Annotated in this window: 15 protein-coding genes and 1 tRNA gene; 6 read left to right on the forward strand and 10 right to left on the reverse strand. The window is 68.5% G+C overall.

Annotated features, from left to right (window positions below; all coding sequences use genetic code 11):
* Window positions 1-46: 46 nt before the first annotated feature.
* Both ATO3_RS08395 and ATO3_RS08400 read right to left on the reverse strand, forming a co-directional pair.
* Window positions 47-1,381 (reverse strand): NAD(P)-dependent oxidoreductase, encoded by a 1,335-nt coding sequence (locus ATO3_RS08395; protein ID WP_088649406.1) that lies wholly within the window; start codon window positions 1,379-1,381, stop codon window positions 47-49.
* A 246-nt stretch (window positions 1,382-1,627) separates the two neighbouring features.
* Window positions 1,628-2,137 carry a hypothetical protein gene (locus tag ATO3_RS08400; RefSeq protein ID WP_088649407.1) on the reverse strand — a complete coding sequence of 170 codons (510 nt, stop codon included), beginning with the start codon at window positions 2,135-2,137 and terminating at the stop codon, window positions 1,628-1,630.
* A gap of 631 nt (window positions 2,138-2,768) precedes the next feature.
* Between ATO3_RS08400 and hisD the strand changes: the two genes are divergently transcribed.
* From hisD to ATO3_RS08415, 3 genes are all read left to right on the forward strand, one after another.
* On the forward strand, window positions 2,769-4,127 hold the full coding sequence (gene hisD / locus ATO3_RS08405) for a histidinol dehydrogenase (protein ID WP_088649408.1): 1,359 nt from the start codon (window positions 2,769-2,771) through the stop codon (window positions 4,125-4,127).
* A 174-nt stretch (window positions 4,128-4,301) separates the two neighbouring features.
* Window positions 4,302-4,853: a hypothetical protein gene (locus ATO3_RS08410; protein WP_088649409.1), complete on the forward strand. Its 552-nt coding sequence runs from the start codon at window positions 4,302-4,304 to the stop codon at window positions 4,851-4,853.
* The gene (locus ATO3_RS08415) at window positions 4,850-6,070 is read left to right on the forward strand and encodes an HlyD family secretion protein (RefSeq protein ID WP_088649410.1); all 1,221 of its coding nucleotides are present in this window, start codon (window positions 4,850-4,852) and stop codon (window positions 6,068-6,070) included. Before ATO3_RS08410 ends, ATO3_RS08415 begins: the two co-directional genes overlap by 4 nt.
* 138 nt (window positions 6,071-6,208) lie before the next feature.
* Here ATO3_RS08415 and ATO3_RS08420 read toward each other — a convergent pair whose 3' ends face one another.
* From ATO3_RS08420 to ATO3_RS08435, 4 genes are all read right to left on the reverse strand, one after another.
* The gene (locus tag ATO3_RS08420; RefSeq protein ID WP_088649411.1) at window positions 6,209-9,649 is read right to left on the reverse strand and encodes a YhaN family protein; all 3,441 of its coding nucleotides are present in this window, start codon (window positions 9,647-9,649) and stop codon (window positions 6,209-6,211) included.
* Window positions 9,649-10,902, reverse strand: a complete 1,254-nt coding sequence (locus ATO3_RS08425; protein ID WP_233152082.1) for a metallophosphoesterase family protein — start codon at window positions 10,900-10,902, stop codon at window positions 9,649-9,651. The genes ATO3_RS08420 and ATO3_RS08425 overlap by 1 nt, the downstream gene beginning before the upstream one ends.
* A 208-nt stretch (window positions 10,903-11,110) precedes the next feature.
* Window positions 11,111-11,194, reverse strand: a tRNA-Leu gene (locus ATO3_RS08430).
* Window positions 11,195-11,236: 42 nt separating this feature from the next.
* The gene (locus ATO3_RS08435; protein WP_088649413.1) at window positions 11,237-11,710 is read right to left on the reverse strand and encodes a hypothetical protein; all 474 of its coding nucleotides are present in this window, start codon (window positions 11,708-11,710) and stop codon (window positions 11,237-11,239) included.
* Between the two features lie 190 nt (window positions 11,711-11,900).
* Here ATO3_RS08435 and ATO3_RS08440 point away from each other — a divergent pair, with 190 nt between their 5' ends.
* On the forward strand, window positions 11,901-12,479 hold the full coding sequence (locus ATO3_RS08440; protein WP_088649414.1) for a YqaA family protein: 579 nt from the start codon (window positions 11,901-11,903) through the stop codon (window positions 12,477-12,479).
* A complete protein-coding gene (locus ATO3_RS08445; RefSeq protein WP_088649415.1) occupies window positions 12,476-12,937 on the forward strand; it encodes a disulfide bond formation protein B in 462 nt (153 codons plus the stop codon). The genes ATO3_RS08440 and ATO3_RS08445 overlap by 4 nt, the downstream gene beginning before the upstream one ends.
* A gap of 363 nt (window positions 12,938-13,300) precedes the next feature.
* Here the strand turns inward: ATO3_RS08445 and ATO3_RS08450 are convergent, their stop codons facing one another.
* Entirely contained in the window at window positions 13,301-13,885 is a 585-nt protein-coding gene (locus ATO3_RS08450) for an HNH endonuclease (protein ID WP_088649416.1), read from the reverse strand.
* A 231-nt stretch (window positions 13,886-14,116) separates the two neighbouring features.
* On the opposite strand from ATO3_RS08450, the gene ATO3_RS08455 reads away from it, so the two are divergent.
* Window positions 14,117-14,803 carry a pseudouridine synthase gene (locus tag ATO3_RS08455; protein ID WP_088649417.1) on the forward strand — a complete coding sequence of 229 codons (687 nt, stop codon included), beginning with the start codon at window positions 14,117-14,119 and terminating at the stop codon, window positions 14,801-14,803.
* Window positions 14,804-14,830: 27 nt separating this feature from the next.
* Here ATO3_RS08455 and ATO3_RS08460 read toward each other — a convergent pair whose 3' ends face one another.
* From ATO3_RS08460 to ATO3_RS08470, 3 genes are all read right to left on the reverse strand, one after another.
* Window positions 14,831-15,496, reverse strand: coding sequence for an alpha/beta hydrolase (locus ATO3_RS08460; RefSeq protein WP_088649418.1), 666 nt, complete (start codon window positions 15,494-15,496; stop codon window positions 14,831-14,833).
* Window positions 15,497-15,610: 114 nt separating this feature from the next.
* The gene (locus tag ATO3_RS08465; RefSeq protein WP_088649419.1) at window positions 15,611-16,021 is read right to left on the reverse strand and encodes a hypothetical protein; all 411 of its coding nucleotides are present in this window, start codon (window positions 16,019-16,021) and stop codon (window positions 15,611-15,613) included.
* Window positions 16,018-16,647 (reverse strand): DNA-3-methyladenine glycosylase family protein, encoded by a 630-nt coding sequence (locus ATO3_RS08470; RefSeq protein WP_233152083.1) that lies wholly within the window; start codon window positions 16,645-16,647, stop codon window positions 16,018-16,020. Before ATO3_RS08470 ends, ATO3_RS08465 begins: the two co-directional genes overlap by 4 nt.
* Window positions 16,648-16,663 lie beyond the last annotated feature (16 nt).

Raw genomic sequence — 16,663 nt, forward strand, 5'->3', positions numbered from 1 at the left:
ACATTGATGTCCTGGTCGTTGCGGAAATATCCATGTCCGGTCCGCCTCAGGCGCTCAGCGCGGCATGGATGTCCATCGCGGCATCCCGGCCCTCGGCCACGGCGGTCACGGTCAGGTCCTCGCCGCCGGCGGCGCAATCGCCCCCGGCCCAGACCCCGGGCATCGAGGTGCGCCCGGGCCCCTCGACCGCGATCTTGCCGCCCTCGAGCGCCACGCCCTCGGGCACGGCGGAGAGAGACTGGCCGATGGCGACAAAGACCTGGTCGGCTGGCAGGCGGATCGTCTCGCCGGTCTCGACCAGCTTGCCGTCCACGGTTTCGGTATAGGCGAGCTCGACCTCGGCCACGGATCCGTTGCCATGCACGGCGACGGGGGTGACGTTGAACATCAGCCGCACGCCCTTCGAGGCGGCAAGGTCCTGTTCATAGACGCTGGCGCCCATGGCCGGGCGGTCGCGGCGGTAGGCCATGGTCACGGTCTCGGCGCCCAGCAGACGGGATTGCACGGCGGCATCCACCGCCGTCATGCCGCCACCGATGACCACCACGTCGCGGCCCACGGGCAGCGCCGACAGATCCTCGGCCTGGCGCAGGCCGGCGATGAAATCGACCGCCGGCACAACGCCGGTCCTGTCGCCCCCCTCGGCGCGCAGCGCGTTCACCCCAGCCAGCCCGATCGACAGGAAGACGGCGTCGTGCTCGGCCTTCAGCCCGTCCAGCGTCAGGCCGGCGCCAAGCGCCCTGCCCGTCTCGATCGTGATGCCGCCGATCTGCAGCAGCCAGTCGACCTCGGCCGCCGCGAATCCATCGGTGGACTTGTAGGCGGCGATGCCGAATTCGTTCAGCCCGCCGGGCTTCGGCCGGGCCTCGAACACCACCACGTCATGGCCCAGCATCGCCAGCCGGTGCGCGCAGGCCAGCCCCGCCGGCCCGGCGCCCACCACCGCGATGCTGCGGCCCGGCGGCTCGGCCCGGGTGAAGGGATGCACGCCCCTGGCCATCAGCGCATCGGTCGCGTGGCGCTGCAGGCGGCCGATCTCTACCGGTTTGCCTTCGGCCGCCTCGCGCACGCAGGCCTCTTCACACAGCGTTTCCGTCGGGCAGACCCGGGCGCACATGCCGCCCAGGATGTTCTGGTCGAAAATCGTCCTTGCCGCCGCCTCCGGCTGGCCGGTCTGGATCTGGCGGATGAACAGCGGGATGTCGATCGAGGTCGGACAGGCCGTCACACAGGGCGCGTCGTGGCAGAAGTAGCAGCGGTCCGCCGCCACCGAGGCCTCGTGCGCGGCATAGGGCGCGTGCAGATCCTTGAAATTGGCGGCGATCTCCTCGGAGGAGAGGCGTCCGGGCGCGATCCCCGGAGCGCGACTGGGCGTGGCCATGGCTGTCTCCCTCGTTGCTTGGCCTGTGCCGGGATGAACCCGGCCCATGGAGGAAGTCTGGCACAGGTTGAAATTTTATCAATTGGTAAAATATGTCTTGTGGCCAGCCCGGACCCGTCGCGCCGGTACGGGCGGGTATGTCTGCCCAAAACAAAGGCGCCGGACCAGGGGCCGGCGCCTTCGCATTCTATCGACGGGCTTCAGGGCCCTGAAACACGGGTCCGGCCTGCGCCGGGACCCGGCGGATCAGCCCTGTGCCGCCTGGCAGTTGATCAGCTCTTCGACGCCCTTCAGCGTGCCGTCCAGGCTGAGCGTGACGGGCGGGTTGTCGCCCGCGGTCACGGTCATCTGGGTCTTCTTGGCGAATTCGTAGACCAGGGCCACGTTGTTGGTGAAGACGAAACCGCCGTACCAGGGGCCGTCGATGTAACCTTCGGATTCACCGTTGAATTCCACGCCCTCGAAGAGGAAGCTGACCGGTGCCTTGGCGCCTTCCTCGATGAAGGTCCAGTCCTCGGAATAGGCGGCGAAGAAGCCACCGTCGCGCAGCGGCAGCAGGCCGAACTGCAGCAGGATTCCGTTGTCGAAGGTCTTCTCCATCAGGCAGCCATTGCCCGCGTTTTCCTCGACCACGATGTTCCAGTCACCGACGGTCTTCCAGGCTTCCTGCGCCTGAGCGGCAGGGGTCAGGGCGGCCGCGAGGCCGGCGGCCACGGTAAAGGCGGCGGTGCGGCTGGCAATGAACTTGGTAAACATGTTGTCCCTCTTCTTTATTAACTGACACGTGCGCCCAGCATGACCCTGTCATGCAAAGGCCAGATGACATTGACCCCATGATCGGGGAAAAACCAAGCGAATTCCGAAGCGTGGCCGGATCGTGACGGCGACAGGCTGGAAATTGCCGTAAGGTCAGAACCGCGGGCCGGCCATGGGCCCGGCACGCCCCGGCCGGGCTCGGGCGGCCCTGCCCCGATCTTGTCATGCTGACGCCCGCACCACACCACATGATGATGCAACAAGGCCACGCCCGGCAGATCGCCGGGTCAGCGAGACCGCAAAGACATGGCCCGATGCCCGCCAGCAGAGCAGATCCGACCCCGCGCGCATATCACGCGGGTCTCACAGCTCCGACAGGCATGACACCCTGCCTGCGCCCGTCTATACAGAACCAAAGGTGCAACACGCAGAGGTTGCATCCAGCCAGTTGAGACCAAAGACCTTTGTCGCCATTTTCCTTGATGCACAGCGCCTTGTCGCACGTCTTGACCGTTCGGGTCCAGGCGCACGCAGCCCGCGCCATCGAATCGACGCACCAGGGCGCGAAGGTGCCGGGACCGTTCGGCCCAATGGTCCCAGGACCGAAATTCCTTCGACACGAGGTGTCCGCATGACCATCCGTCATCTCAAACGCGCCGATCCCCGGCCGGCCTCCGAATCCGCCGACCTTCGCGAGACGGTGAGAGAGATGCTGGAACGGATCGAGGCCGACGGCGCGCCGGCGGTGCTCGACTATGCCCGGACGCTGGATCACTGGGAGGGACCGGCCGAGCTGTCGGACGAGGCCCGCGCCGCCGCCATCGCCCGCGTGGATGACGACCAGCGCGCGCTGATCGGGCTGGCGCATGACAACATCCGCCGCTTTGCCGAGGCGCAGAAGGCCACGTTGCAGGATTGCGCGGTCGAGCTGCGACCGGGCCACTGGGCCGGGCAGAAGCAGATCCCGGTGGCGAGCGCGGGCTGCTACGTGCCGGGCGGGCGATATATCCATGTCGCCTCGGCGCTGATGACGATCACCACGGCGAAGGTGGCGGGCGTGGGCACGATCCTCGCGGCCTCGCCGCCGCAGCCGGGCAGCGGCATTCCCGACGCGGTGATCTACGCGATGGACCTGGCCGGAGCGGACCGGATCCTGACGCTGGGCGGGGTGCAGGCGATCGCGGCCATGGCCTTCGGGCTGTTCGGCTGCCCCGAAGCCAACATCCTGGCCGGCCCCGGAAATTCCTATGTGGCCGAAGCGAAACGCCAGCTGTTCGGGCGCGTCGGCATCGACATGTTCGCCGGCCCCACCGACAGTCTGGTGCTGGCCGACGACAGCGCCGACCCCGAGATCGTCGCCTGGGACCTTGTCGGTCAGGCCGAACATGGCGTCGACAGCCCGGTGTGGCTGGCCACCACCTGCCAGCCGCTGGCCGAGGAGGTGATGCGCCTGATCCCGACCCTGATCGACAGCCTGCCCGAGCGCAACGGTCACCTGGCGCGCGTCTCCTGGGCGGACCGGGGCGAGGTCATGCTGTGCGACAGCCGCGAGGAGATGGTCGAGATCTCGGAGGCCTATGCGCCCGAGCACCTGCATGTGCAGGCGCGCGATCTCGATTGGTGGCTTGAGCGGCTGAGCACCTACGGGTCGCTCTTCCTGGGCCAGGAGACGACGGTGGCCTTCGGCGACAAGGTTTCGGGGCCGAACCACGTGCTGCCGACCAGCGGTGCGGCACGCTACACCGGCGGGCTGTCTGTACAGAAGTTCACCAAGACGGTGACCTGGCAGCGCACCGACCGGGCCGCGATGCCCGAGCTGGCGCGCGCCACCGCGGGGATCAGCCGGGCCGAAGGGATGGCCGCCCACGCGGCCTCGGCCGAGGTGCGGCTGGAAAAGCTGACAGATGACAGCGCGAAGGGAGCGGCAGCAGAGCCCGGTGATGGTGATGCCGCCGGGACGCAGGCCAAGCGAAAGGCCCGCGTGGCCTGAAACGGCGCGGTGCGGTCAAGCATCGGGCATTCAAGGGCAAGGGCGTGAAGCCGACAATGGATCGGTCGGTACAATGCACGGCTTCCGGCGCATAAATCGTTGCGTTCATGGGAGATTTCACCCAGAAATAGCCCCGGGGGCAAGCAGGCGGCGAAGGGTGCGGAGACTCCGACCATGGCGACAACCAACAGTGAAACGGGACCCTCGGGCGACAGCGCCGTGGGGACGGCACAGGATGACGGCGCACCTGGCGCTGCGGCGTCCGGCGCGGTATCCGCGCAACCGGCCGCAGGCGATGGCGGCACGGCCGCGGCCCCGACGCCCGGATCGGCCGGCACCGCTGCCGGTACCACGGTCGACACCACGACTGACACCACGGCCACCGCGACGATGACAGAGGATCCGGCGCCCGATGCCTGGGCCGCCCCGGGCGAGACCGACAGCTTCGCCATGTACGGGCTGATCACCCTGGGCTTCCTGCTGTTCATCGTGATCTGGATCTACGCCATCTTCGACCGCTACGCCGAACGGCGCGGCGGGACCACACCGCTGCGCACGACGATCCCGACCATGCTGACGATCGGGCTGGCCTATGACCTGCTGCCGCCGCTGGAGAGTTTCAGCATCCTGCTGCCCCTGTCGCTGATCGCGGCCGCGCTGGCACGCGACATCGCGCTGTGGATCAAGCCGGAATCGGACGAGTTCCCGGGAGGTTACCGGAGATGATCGAGCTTCTGATCACCTGTTTCCCGCTGCTGATCCGCGTGGCCTACCTGCGCCTGCGCAAGCGCGAGATCACGGTCTATGCCGTGCACCGTGCGATCTTTGTCTGGATGGTGCTGTTTTTCGCGCTGATCTTCACGATCGAGTATTACCACCCCGACAGCCGCAACGCGCTGATCCCCTTCCGGATCGTGCCGGTGGTGCCCGAAACGTCGGGCACGGTGACCGAGATCATGGTCGTGGGCGGCCAGCAGGTGAAGAGGGGCGACCTTCTCTTCACCATCGACGACAGTTCGGAACAGGCCGCCGTCGCCGCGTCCCAGGCGCAGGTGGCGGAGGTGCAAAGCCAGATCGCGCTGGCCAAGTCCGAAGTGCAGGAAGCCCAGGCCGAGGTGCTGCGCGCCCAGGCCGACCAGGCTGAGGCCGAGCTGACGATGACCAATCTCGAACGGCTGGGCCAGGAGAATTCTCCGGCCTATGCCGAGGACAAGTACCTGCGTGCCAAGGACCGGTTCGACGCCGCCTCGGCCGAGGTGTCGGCGGCGGAATACAAGGTGCAGTCGCTGCAATTGCAGGTCGATCAGGTGCTGCCCGCGCAGCTGACGGCGGCGAAGGCGCAGCTGAACCAGAAACAGGTGGAGCTGTCGAAGACCCGCGTCACCGCGATGGTGGACGGGCGGATCGACCAGTTGACCCTGAACGTGGGGGATCGGGCCGCGCAGATTGCGCTGAACCCGTCCATGGTGATCGTGCCCGACGTGTCCGAAGAATCTCCGCTGGAGATTGTCGGAGGGTTCTCGCAGGTCAACCGCGCCGTGCTGCACGAGGGCATGCCGGCCGAGGTCGCCTGTTCGACGAACATCAACAGCGGCATGAAGAATTCTGTCTTCCCGGCCCGCGTGACACGGGTGCAGGAGGCGGTGGCCACCGGCCAGCTTGGGCCGACCGGCTCGCTTTTGCAGCCCTCGCAGCAGATCCAGCGTGGCGGGCCCGGGGATCTGGTGGTCTATCTGCGGCTGGTCTATCCCGAACACCAGGCGATGCTGGTCGAGGGCAGCGGCTGCCTTGTGCAGGCCTATACGACGAAGATCAGCGGGCCGATGGCCGGGACCTTCATGGGCGAGGTGATCCAGGCCTGGGCGCTGGAAAAGGCGCTGATCATGCGGATGAAGGTCTGGATCATGCTGTTCATGGGCACGGGGCTGGGCGGCGAAGGCTAAGCCCCTGCCCCGGCCGTGCCGGCGCTTTCGGTGTCAAAGTCTGGCCGTGGCGTCGCTGAGTGAGTCACCGATCGGCCCTGGCTGTGCCAGGGGATCGTCGTCGGGCCGTTGCCGGACCACCTCCAGACAGCCGGGGCGTCACCCGGGGCTGATGTCGTGGACGTTCAGATCGTCGCCGCAGATCTCGCGGGCCAGCTCCACCACGTGTTCGTGGTGCGTGAAGTACAGCGCCTGCCCCTGCCGCCCCAACTCGCGCAGAAGACCCAGCGCGGCGGATGTGCGCGTGTTGTCAAAGGTTTCCATGATGTCATCGGCAACGAAGGGCAAGGCCACGCCGCGCGCGGAATAGTCCCGATAGCCCGCCAGCCGCAGCGCCAGGTAAAGCTGGAACCGTGTGCCCTTCGACATCTCGGATGCCGCGACCGAGCGATTGTCGCGCCCGCGGATGGCCAGCAAGGTCTCGGCCTCGCCCGCGGTACGGGTCTGCAGGTCGGTATAGGCGCCGGCGGTCAGGGTGCGGAACGCGTCGGCGGTGGCGGACAGCATCGCGGAGCGGTGGCTGTCCCGGTAGCGCGCCAGCGCCTGTTCCGCCGCAGCCAGCCCGATCTGCAGCCGCAGGTGACGCCGGGCCTTGTCGGACAGATCCACCAGCAGCGTCGCCTGCTGTTCGGCCAGCCGCGCCGCGGCATCGTCGCCGCCAAGCGCCTGCAGCGCGCCGGCGGTTAGCCGCGCCTCGCCGATGGCATCCTCCAGCTCGGTCTGCGCCGTTGCGAGATCCCCGTCGAGCCCCGCGCAGCGCGCCTCGACCTCGGGCAGGTCAGCCGCATCGAGGATTTCGGCGGCAGCGGCCATGTCCTCTGCCCCGAGGGCGGGCAGGATCTCCTGCCGGAGCCTGTCGATTTCATGCCGCAGCGTCTCGGCCTGCGCGGCGGTGGACAGCGCCGAGAGGAGGTCGCCGGCGCTGGCGATCGCCTGGGGTTGCGGCAGGGCACGGGCCTTGTCGGCGATGTCGGCAGCGATGTCCGACAAACGGCTGCGCGCCTCCTGTTCCGCCTGGCGCAGCTCGGCCAGCCGGGCCTGCCGGTCGGCATGGCGGGTCTCGGCCTCCTGCGCTGTGGCCAGCCGGGCGCGCAGGGCCGCGGCGGTGGCACCGGGTGTCTCCCGCTCGGGCTCCTGCAGGGCGGCCGCCATCCGGGCGACGGAGGTAGCGAAGCCGGCCTGGTCGGCCTCCATCGCGGCGATGCGGCTGGCGAGCCGGTCGCGTTCGGTGCGGGTTTCGAGCAGCGTGCGAAGGGCCGGAAGAGCGGTGAGGAAGGCGGCGGCGTCGTGGAGCGTCTCGGGCAGTGCCGTGCGGGCGCGGCTCCAGTCCGCCGACGCCGTATCGAGGGCGGTTCGGGTCTGATCCAGGGCGCGCGTCCGCGTCTCGCGGGACTGGCGCGCGGTGTCCAGCGCCTTGCGGTGCTCGGCGATACGGGCGGCCATTTCGGCGCGGCGCAGCTGCTCGGCGCGGGCACGGGCGGTCAGCGTGGCAAATGGCGTTCCGTCCGCCTCCGAAAGCCCAAGCGCGGCACACATGCGGGCGGCGGCGGCGGATTGCGCTGCCTGCGCCTCGGCCAGGGTCTGCCCGGCGCGCGCCAGCCTCGCCTGCGCCTCGTGCGCGCGATGAAGGTGATCGAGCCAGGCCGTGAGGTCGGCGGGGTCCAGTTCGGGCAGGCCGAAGCGGCTGCAAAGATCGCGGAAGTCCTGGAGGAGCGTGTCGTGGATCTCCTCGGCCCTCGCGTGTTCCGAGATGCGGGCCTCCAGCAAGGTTTGGGCGTCGATCGTCGCAAGCCTGCCGTCGCGCAGGCGGCCCAGCTGTTCGGCCATGCCCAGCCGGGCCTCCTGCAAGCTGTCGAGACGCAGCATCTCGGCATGGAAGAGCGCGGCGGTCTCGGATGTCAGCGCCGCGCTGTGGCGGGTCCAGCTGGTGTCGCGGGCGGCGCGCGCGGCCTCGGCCTGGGCATCCGTCACGAGGGAGGCATCGGCCTCCAGCGCCGTGCAGCGCGCCTGTGCCTGATCGCGCGACACCTGCGCCTCGGCCCGGCGCTCTTCGGCCCGGTCGAGGGTGCGGAGGGCGTCTGACCACCGGTCAAGGCGGCGGGCAAGCTGATCTCGGGAGAGGAGCAGCGGCGGCAGTGTATCCTCCGGGCCGGTCCAGGGCGTGAGCGCCGCGCGCGACGCGGCGAGGTCGGCCTGCGCCTCGGCCTGAGCCGCGCGGGCGCGCGACACGTCCCCGGCCAGGGTCTCGGGCTCCAGCTCTTCCAGCAGGGTGGCCAGATCGGGATCCGGCGTATCGGACGTATCGGGCGCGGCCTCGGTCGCCTTGACCAATGCAGCATCGGCCTCGGCCAGGTCCTGCGCGGCGCGGGTCGCGGCGCGCTCGGCCTCCTGCAGGGCGCGGGCGGCTGTTTCGGCTGTGGCAAGTGCCGGTGACGGCGGCGGCAGGGTCTCGTCGGGCAGCGACAGGTCACGGTGCAGCGCGCGGATCTCGCCCGCCAGTTCGGACAGCGACGCCCGGCGGCTGGGCAGGTCCCCCTCGGCCGAGAGCGCCCGGGCGCGCGGCTTGTCCATAAGCTGTCCCAGCGCCTCGGCATGGGTCAGGGCAAGCGGATCGCGGGGCGGCGTATCGCCCTCGGTCTCAAGCCGCGCGATGGCATCCGTGGCGCCGGACAGGCGCGTGCGGGCCTCGACCTCGGCATCGCGCAGGGTCTCGGCCTCGGCCTGCCAATGGGCCGGCACGGCGGGCCAGTCGGCGATGGGCGCAAGGCGGCCCTGCAGGGCGTCATGCTCGGCGCGCAGGGGCAGGCAGCGGGCGATGGCGCGGGCGCGGTTGAGCTCGCGTTGCAGCGTCTCGCGCCGGGCGCGCGCCTCGGCCTCGCGGCTACGGGCGGCGGTGTCGGCGGCCTTCAGCTGGCGGTACCGGCTGGCGCTCAGGTCGATCTCGCGCAGCTGGCCCTGCAGCTCTTTCAGCGCGCGTTTTGCCTCGGCCAGCTCTGTCTTGCGGCCGCGCGGCTTGTGGAAGGCCTCGGCCTCCTCGCGCATCGTCTTCAGCTCGGCGCCCAGGTCCGACAGGCCGGCGGCGGCCGAGAACAGCAGCTCGCCCAGGCTGCCCTGGCTGGCAAGGATATCCTCGCCTCCAGCCTCGATCGTGTCGTCATCCAGCGAGAACATCGCGCGGTACTGGTCCCGCCCGATCCCGCCCAGGGCGCCCGACAGCAGCGCCGGCCCGACCGGCTGGCCATCGGCGTCGAGAAGGTCGTTGCGCTGGCGCTTGATGCGGCGCAGCGCGGTGGGGGTGCCGTCGATCTCAAGCAGGCCGCCGACCTCCATACTGTCGTAATCATGGAGGAAATTGTAGGGGCTGCGCATCGGGATGCCGTACAGCAGATCCAGGTAGGCCTCGAAACAGGTGGTCTTGCCCGCCTCGTTGGGGCCGAAGATCACATGCAGGTCCGGACGCCCGGGCGTGGCCGTGCCGAAGTCGATCGCGTGATCGGTGAACCGCCCGTAGCGTGTCAGATCGAGCCGGCGCAGCCGCATCAGCCTTCCTCGCCCTGCGCCGCCGCTCCGGCCGAGAGGCGCGCGGCGACCTCCTCGGCCCCCTCGTCCAGGATCCGGATCGCCACGGCGGCAAGATCCTCTTCGGTCCGGCCGAAATCGCCGCGGATCTCGGGGGGCAGATCCTCGGACAGGGCGCGGACCATGTCGATGGCGCGGTCGCGAAATGCCGGCGTCTCGCAGACCTCGTGCAGCAGGCTGACCAGGTCGGCCCGGGCACCGCCATGGGCGGCGGCCTCGGCACGGTCCTGCAGCGTAATTTCGATTTTCTCGATGGCCATGCGCCCTTCGGCCTGAGCGTCCTCGGCCATCTGGGCCGAGAACAGGTCCAGATCGCGGCGGATGCGCCAGGCAAGATCGCCCTGCCCGCGCAGCTCGACCCGGGCCACGAGCCAGCCCTCGTCGGCCGGCGTCGCCGCGCGCAGCGCCCCCATCACGGCGGCCCGCGCGTCGCGCCAGTCGTCGATGTCGCCCAGATCGCAGGTCACCCTCTCGAAGACCACGGCCGAGGTCGGCACCTCGCGCAGCTCGGCCCGCCCCTCGGTCACGGTGACCAGCGTGGCGCTTTTCGGTCCGGCCTCGCCGATATCGCGGCCCTGGGGCATGCCGGGCATCACGATCAGCGGCGCCTCGGCATGGATCCGACGACCGTGGACATGGCCAAGCGCCCAGTAGTCGAAGCCGTGACCGGTAAGATCGGCGATGCTGCAGGGCGCATAGACGTCGTGGCCGGGCGCCCCGGCGAGGCTGGTGTGCAGAAGGCCGATGTTGAACCGTCCCGGCACCGGCGGGCGCAGCTTCGGCAGCAGGCTTTCGGGGGCTGAGGGACGCGCGAAGCTGATGCCGTGGATGGCGACCCCGTGATCGGGCAGTTCCTCGACCCCGCCATGGCCGGTGAACAGCGTCACGTTGGGCGGCAAGTCGATCTCGCGGGTCAGCTGGCTTTCGGCATCGTGGTTGCCGCGGATCAGAAAGACGGGGATCCCGGCCGCGTCCAGCCTTTCGAACTGGGCGATGACGAAGGCGGCGGTCTTCATGCTGTGGATGTCGCCGTCAAAGAGATCTCCGGCGATCAGCAGCGCGTGGACCTCGTGTTCCAGGCAGGCGTCCACGATCCGCGACAGCGCGGTGCGGGTGGCGGAGCCGACGCGTTCGGCCAGATCGGCGTCGCGCAGCGCAAGGCTGCGCAGCGGGGAATCGATATGCAGATCAGCGGTATGCAGGAAGCGGAACATCAGGCGACTATCCGGCGGGGGACTGCCAAAAGCAACATGTCCGCGCGCGGATCATCACTGCGCGGCATGGCGGCGACAGGCTGCGGAGGCCGCCAGCGCAGCGCAGGGATTGCAGGACAGCACCGAGGATAACAGAAAGCCGCCACGGCATCGACCGGCCTGTGTCCGGCCCCCTGCCGCGGGGGGTACTGCGATACTGTCGGGCCATTGGTACCCAAGGCCGGACTCGAACCGGCACGCCCGAAGGCGGGGGATTTTGAATCCCCTGCGTCTACCATTCCGCCACTTGGGCCCATCCGATGCTCTAGCGTCCGCGACGCCACGATGTCCAGCCCTATCGCGCGGGCATTTTGAGGTTCAGCAGCGAGGTGCCGGCGGGAAAGCAGATCTTCTGGGCCTCCTCCATGTCCAGCCGCCGCCGCGCCGGGCGCACCGCCCCCTCGCTCGTTCCCTTGCAGAAATCCAGCACCTCGGGCGAGAAGCCGACCCGGTCTCCGCCCAGCAGGTCGATGTATTCCGAGAGCATCTTCCGCAGCATCAGCTGTGGTTCCGGGTAGACTTCCCACCCGTCGCCGGTCTTTCGAAGAACCCCCAGGTCCTGGTACTCGCGCAGGCGCTTCAGAACGCTTGTGCGCGGAAAGGCAATGTAATCGGCCAGGGCACGCGCCGTCCAGGGACGGGTCGCATCGTGGAAGGCGATGGCAAGGGCAAGGCCCAGACCATCCAGCCCCAGCGCCCGCATCAGCCGGGTCGAGCGGATGACCCCCTCGGCCAAGACCGCGATCCTGGGATCTTCAATGTCACTCATGATATCCTCTGCACCTACGAACCTGTCGTGCTGTTTTTACAAACCGGGCTCTTCGGTCAATCCGTCGGCATTGGCCGATTTGGCTGGGTCGACTTTCACAAGAACAGAATTGAGACCAAAAGGGCAGTCTTGACCGCGCGTACGGGGCATGCTTTTGCAGGACCATCGCCGGCTACGGGACGCATCCCACATGATCAGAAATCTTTATGACCGCACGATCGCGCTGGCGCATCATCCCAGGGCGCTGTGGGCGCTGGCCGGGGTGTCCTTCCTGGAAAGCTCGGTCTTCCCGATCCCGCCCGACCTGCTGATGATCCCGATGATACTGGCGGCGCGCGACAAGGCGTTCCTGATCGCCACCGTGGCGCTGGTGTCGTCGGTGCTGGGCGGGCTGCTGGGCTACGCGATCGGCGCCTTCGCCTTCGACACGATCGGCCAGCCGATCCTCGCCTCGCTGGGCAAGGCCCACGCGATGGAGGAGTTCAACCAGCGCTTCAACGACCTCGGCTTCTGGGCGGTGCTGACCGCGGGGCTGACGCCGTTCCCGTATAAGGTGATCACGATCATGTCCGGCTGGACCGGCATGCCGCTGGGCACCTTCATCGCGACCTCGATCCTGGCCCGGGCCGGCAGGTTCTTCCTGGTGGCTTGGCTTCTTCATGCCTTCGGCCCGCCGATCCGCGATTTTATCGAGCGGCGACTGGGGCTTGTCCTGACCGCCTTCGTGATCGCCCTGATCGGCGGCTTCCTTCTGGTGAAAGCACTTTGACACGAACCCGACTGATCCTTCTGGCCGCGGGCGGCTCTGCCGCGCTGCTGCTTGGTGCCCTGGCCTTCCAGTACCTGGGCGGGCTGCCGCCGTGCAAGTTGTGCTACTGGCAGCGCTACCCGCATGTCGCCGCCGTCGTCATCGGCGCGCTGGCGCTGGCGATCCAGGGGCGGCTGCTGCCGCTGCTGGGCGGGCTGGCGGCCCTGGGCACGGCGGGTGTCGGGATCTATCACACCGGCGTCGAACGCGGCTGGTGGGAGGGCCCGAGCAGCTGCACCTCGGGCAGTGTCACGGGCCTGTCGACGGACGACCTGATGGACCAGATCATGTCCGCCCCTCTGGTGCGCTGCGACGACATCGCCTGGGAGATGTTCGGCCTGTCGATGGCCAGCTGGAACGCGATCATCGCGATCGGCCTGGCCCTGATCTGGCTGGCGGCGGCCCGGCGCAGCGCCTGAGCCCGGCCGTTTTCGGAGCATCCTGGCCCGCGGCTGGAAAGGTGTTTTTGTGCCCGGCCGTATCCGGCACCTTTGGCCGGTATCGGATGAGCCGAAATCCCCTTCAAGACTTCACGAATTCGGGAATTCGGAATAAAGCGAAACCCTGACGATATTTGTTTCCGTCCTGCGTTTTCTGCTTTGGGGTCATGGACCGGGAAACGTCACCGTCGCGACGGGCCATTACGCCGGTTCCGATGCCGGCGTTCCGCGCCGCACGGTCCATTGCCCGGGGGTGCCCGAGGGGCCACACCGGAGCCCTCAGATCAGCGTCGTCCGGTCCGGGTCGACCCAACCCTGCCCCGCATGCCATGACCGCCGGGATCAGGCTTCCAGTTCGCTGTCCCAGTAGAGGAAATCCATCCAGCTGTCGTGCAGGTAGTTGGGCGGGAATTTCCGGCCCATGTTGCGCAGTTCTTCGGCATAGGGCTGGCGCGGCGGCTTGCGCAGGGACATCCCCGCCTGCCGCAGCGATTTCGACCCCTTCCTGAGATTGCAGCGGGAACAGGCCGCGACCACGTTCTGCCAGCTGGTGATGCCCCCGGCGGCGCGCGGAACCACGTGGTCGAAGGTCAGATCCCCCTTGGTGCCGCAATACTGGCAGCGGAATTCGTCCCTCAAGAAAAGATTAAAGCGCGTGAAGGCCACGCGCTTTTGGGGTTTTACGTAATCTTTGAGGACAACGACGGAGGGTATTCGGATCTGCGTACTGGGGCTGCGGACCACCTCGTCGTATTCGGCCACGATGTCCACCCGGTCCAGCCAGGCCGCCTTGATCGCCTCCTGCCAGGGCCACAGCGACAGCGGATAGTAGGACAGAGGCCTGTAATCCGCATTCAGGACCAGCGCCGGATGCTGCTTCAGCGCCGATGGTTCTCGAACAAATTCCGTCCTGAAATCGCCGTCCATGACCGTGCCGTCCTCGCCCTGTCTGCCCTGCCCCGTTACCCGTGGGGCCGCCCTTCAGGCCCCTGTAAAAGGACTATATCTCGTGGTTTCCTTCTGGCAAGACCCAGATGTACCACCCTGGATCGCGTGTTAAGACGATTCCGTGACAGGGGGGTGACACTTATCCACATCCGCGCCACGCTGGGCGCGTCCTATTGGCCCATGCCCTCCGGCCCAACACGATTGCTGCGCATGTCCCGACTGATCGCCTTCAACAAGCCCTACGGTGTGCTCACCCAGTTTTCCGGAGGCGGCGAGGGCCTTGCAACACTGGCCGATCACATAGATCTGCCCGGCGTCTACCCCGCCGGGCGGCTGGATCGCGACAGCGAGGGACTGCTTCTGCTGACCGATGACGGGCGGCTGCAGGCGCGGATCTCGGACCCGCGCAACAAGCTGGAAAAAACCTATCTCGTGCAGGTCGAGGGACTGCCCGATAATGAGGCACTGACCGCGCTGGAACGGGGCGTGACACTGAAGGATGGCCCGACGCGGCCCGCGAAGGCCCGTCGGATCGACCCGCCGGAGCTCTGGCCCCGGGTGCCGCCGATCCGAGAGCGCAAGAGCGTGCCGGATTGCTGGATCGAGCTCACGATCACCGAAGGGCGCAACCGCCAGGTGCGCCGGATGACGGCGGCGGTGGGCCATCCCTGCCTGCGCCTGGTGCGCTGGCGGATCGGCCCGGTCACACTGGCCGGCCTGGCACCCGGCACCTGGATGGAGCTCAGCCCGACGATCTTTCCCCGATCGAAACGGCCCGAAGGGCCGCCCGACCCGCAGGGCCGCCGCCCATCGGCCTCTCCTGCCCGCGCGAAGCGCGCCACCGGAAAACCGCCCCGCAAGGGGCGGCCCTCGAAAGCCCCGCGCCGGGGCGGCTGAGCGCAGCGAGGCCGCGCCCCGTCCGGATCAGAGCCCCAGCTTGTCGCGCATGAAGGCCAGCGCGACGCTCAGCCCGTCGGGCGCGATGCCATGGCCCGTGCCCTCCATCACGTGGGCATAGACATCCTTCCATCCCGCCTGCTGCAGCGCCTCGGCCGCTTCCGGCAGCGATTGCGGTGGCACCACGTCGTCGGAATCGCCATGCACCAGAAGCACCGGAGGGCGCGAGACCGTCTCGTCCACCAGCGTCTCGGGCGACATCAGGCGCCCCGAGAAGGCCACGACCCCGGCAACCGGATCCTCGCGCCGCGGCGCGACATGCAGGCTCATCATCGTGCCCTGCGAAAAGCCGAACAGCACCACCTGTTCCGGCAGCACGTCCTCGTCGACCATCAGCGCATCCAGAAACGCATCCAGGTCCCGCACCGCCGTCTCCATCGACCGCGCGGCTTCCTCTTCGGACGAGCCGTCGATCCAGGGGATCGGGAACCACTGGAATCCGCCCATCGACCCGGGGCAGTCCTCGGGCGCGTCGGGCGCCACGAACAACGTGTCCGGAAGGTGTTCGCCCAGCACGTCGGCCAGACCCAGCAGGTCGGCCCCGTTGGCCCCGTAGCCATGCAGGAACACCACCACCGAACGGGTGTCTCCGGAAACCGGCGCCCGGCGCCCGGCTGTCAATACGCGTGTCATTCTTGTCCTTCCCGATTGGTGTCTTCGCTGGCCCCGGTGTCGGGGCGCATCATCCTGCACTCCGGCCGGCCCGGCACGACCGTACCGGCAGGCCGCGCGCGGCCGTCGTCACGCTCACAGCGCGCCGTAACATGTCACCAGCCCCCGGCCCTGGGATCCGTCCAACCAGATTTCCTTGTACAGGTATCGCCCGCCCTCCATCGGTTGCAGCATGAAGGCATAGGCGTCCTCGGGCGAGGCCTCGTCGCCCGGGATCACGTGCTTGCAGATCCGCTCCTGCGTCAGGTCGCACTGGCCGCTGTCCTCGATCACCTCGCCATTGGCCAGGTCGCGGGCCACGACCGAATAGGCGCCTTCGTGGAACCACAGCTTCATCTCGTAGATGCCCGCATGGCCGGTGTCGTCGGGAAAGACCACCTCTCCCTCGCACCAGGTCTCGCGCGAGAAATCGACCGCCGCCGCCGGTCCCGTGGCGCCAAGCGTCAGCAGCAGGGGCATCCCCGCCGCGCGCAGCCAAGCTTTCATCTGATCCCCTCCCTGTTTTTCGCGACCCGGTAGTAGGCCCAGAACAGCCGCGCCGCAACCGATCGCCAGGGCGACCAGGCCTGCGCCATCTCGCGCAGGGCGCGTTCCTTCGGACGGTCGGGAAGATCGAACAGGATGCGGGCGGCCTCCTGCAAGGCCAGATCGCCCGGCGCGAAGACATCCGCGCGGCCCAGGCTGAACATCGCGTAGATTTCCGCCGTCCAGATGCCGATGCCCGGCACCTCGACCAGGGTGGCGATCACCTCGTCGGTGGGCGCGCCGCGCAGGGCGGCATAGTCGATCCGCGCCTCCGCCAGCGCCCGGGCATAGCGGATCTTCTGCCGCGAAAGTCCCACCGCGCGCAGATCGTCATCCGTCGCCCACATGATCTTGCGCGGCCCGGTCAGCCGCGCCTCCTTCATCCGGGACCAGATCGCGTTGGCCGACGCGGTCGAGACCTGCTGGCTGACGATCGCCGACAGCAGCTCGGCAAAGCCGTCGGGCTTGCGGCGCAGCGGCAGCGGGCCGGTCTCGTGCAGGGCGGCGGCCAGGCGCGGATCCTGCGCGGCCAGCCAGGCGGCGCCCTCGGCCACGCAATCGGGCGTTTCGATGATCCTTCCTGTCACGTTTCCCCCGGTTCCC

It is taken from the genome of Marinibacterium profundimaris (assembly GCF_002210095.1).
GTDB classification, from domain to species: Bacteria; Pseudomonadota; Alphaproteobacteria; order Rhodobacterales; family Rhodobacteraceae; genus Marinibacterium; species Marinibacterium profundimaris.

Bases quoted from the DNA above. Each gene is read 5' to 3' on its own strand.
- ATO3_RS08395 (WP_088649406.1), bottom strand. From the start codon at position 1,381: ATGGCCACGCCCAGTCGCGCTCCGGGGATCGCGCCCGGACGCCTCTCC.
- ATO3_RS08400 (WP_088649407.1), bottom strand. From the start codon at position 2,137: ATGTTTACCAAGTTCATTGCCAGCCGCACCGCCGCCTTTACCGTGGCC.
- hisD (WP_088649408.1), top strand. From the start codon at position 2,769: ATGACCATCCGTCATCTCAAACGCGCCGATCCCCGGCCGGCCTCCGAA.
- ATO3_RS08410 (WP_088649409.1), top strand. From the start codon at position 4,302: ATGGCGACAACCAACAGTGAAACGGGACCCTCGGGCGACAGCGCCGTG.
- ATO3_RS08415 (WP_088649410.1), top strand. From the start codon at position 4,850: ATGATCGAGCTTCTGATCACCTGTTTCCCGCTGCTGATCCGCGTGGCC.
- ATO3_RS08420 (WP_088649411.1), bottom strand. From the start codon at position 9,649: ATGCGGCTGCGCCGGCTCGATCTGACACGCTACGGGCGGTTCACCGAT.
- ATO3_RS08425 (WP_233152082.1), bottom strand. From the start codon at position 10,902: ATGTTCCGCTTCCTGCATACCGCTGATCTGCATATCGATTCCCCGCTG.
- ATO3_RS08435 (WP_088649413.1), bottom strand. From the start codon at position 11,710: ATGAGTGACATTGAAGATCCCAGGATCGCGGTCTTGGCCGAGGGGGTC.
- ATO3_RS08440 (WP_088649414.1), top strand. From the start codon at position 11,901: ATGATCAGAAATCTTTATGACCGCACGATCGCGCTGGCGCATCATCCC.
- ATO3_RS08450 (WP_088649416.1), bottom strand. From the start codon at position 13,885: ATGGACGGCGATTTCAGGACGGAATTTGTTCGAGAACCATCGGCGCTG.
- ATO3_RS08455 (WP_088649417.1), top strand. From the start codon at position 14,117: ATGTCCCGACTGATCGCCTTCAACAAGCCCTACGGTGTGCTCACCCAG.
- ATO3_RS08460 (WP_088649418.1), bottom strand. From the start codon at position 15,496: ATGACACGCGTATTGACAGCCGGGCGCCGGGCGCCGGTTTCCGGAGAC.
- ATO3_RS08465 (WP_088649419.1), bottom strand. From the start codon at position 16,021: ATGAAAGCTTGGCTGCGCGCGGCGGGGATGCCCCTGCTGCTGACGCTT.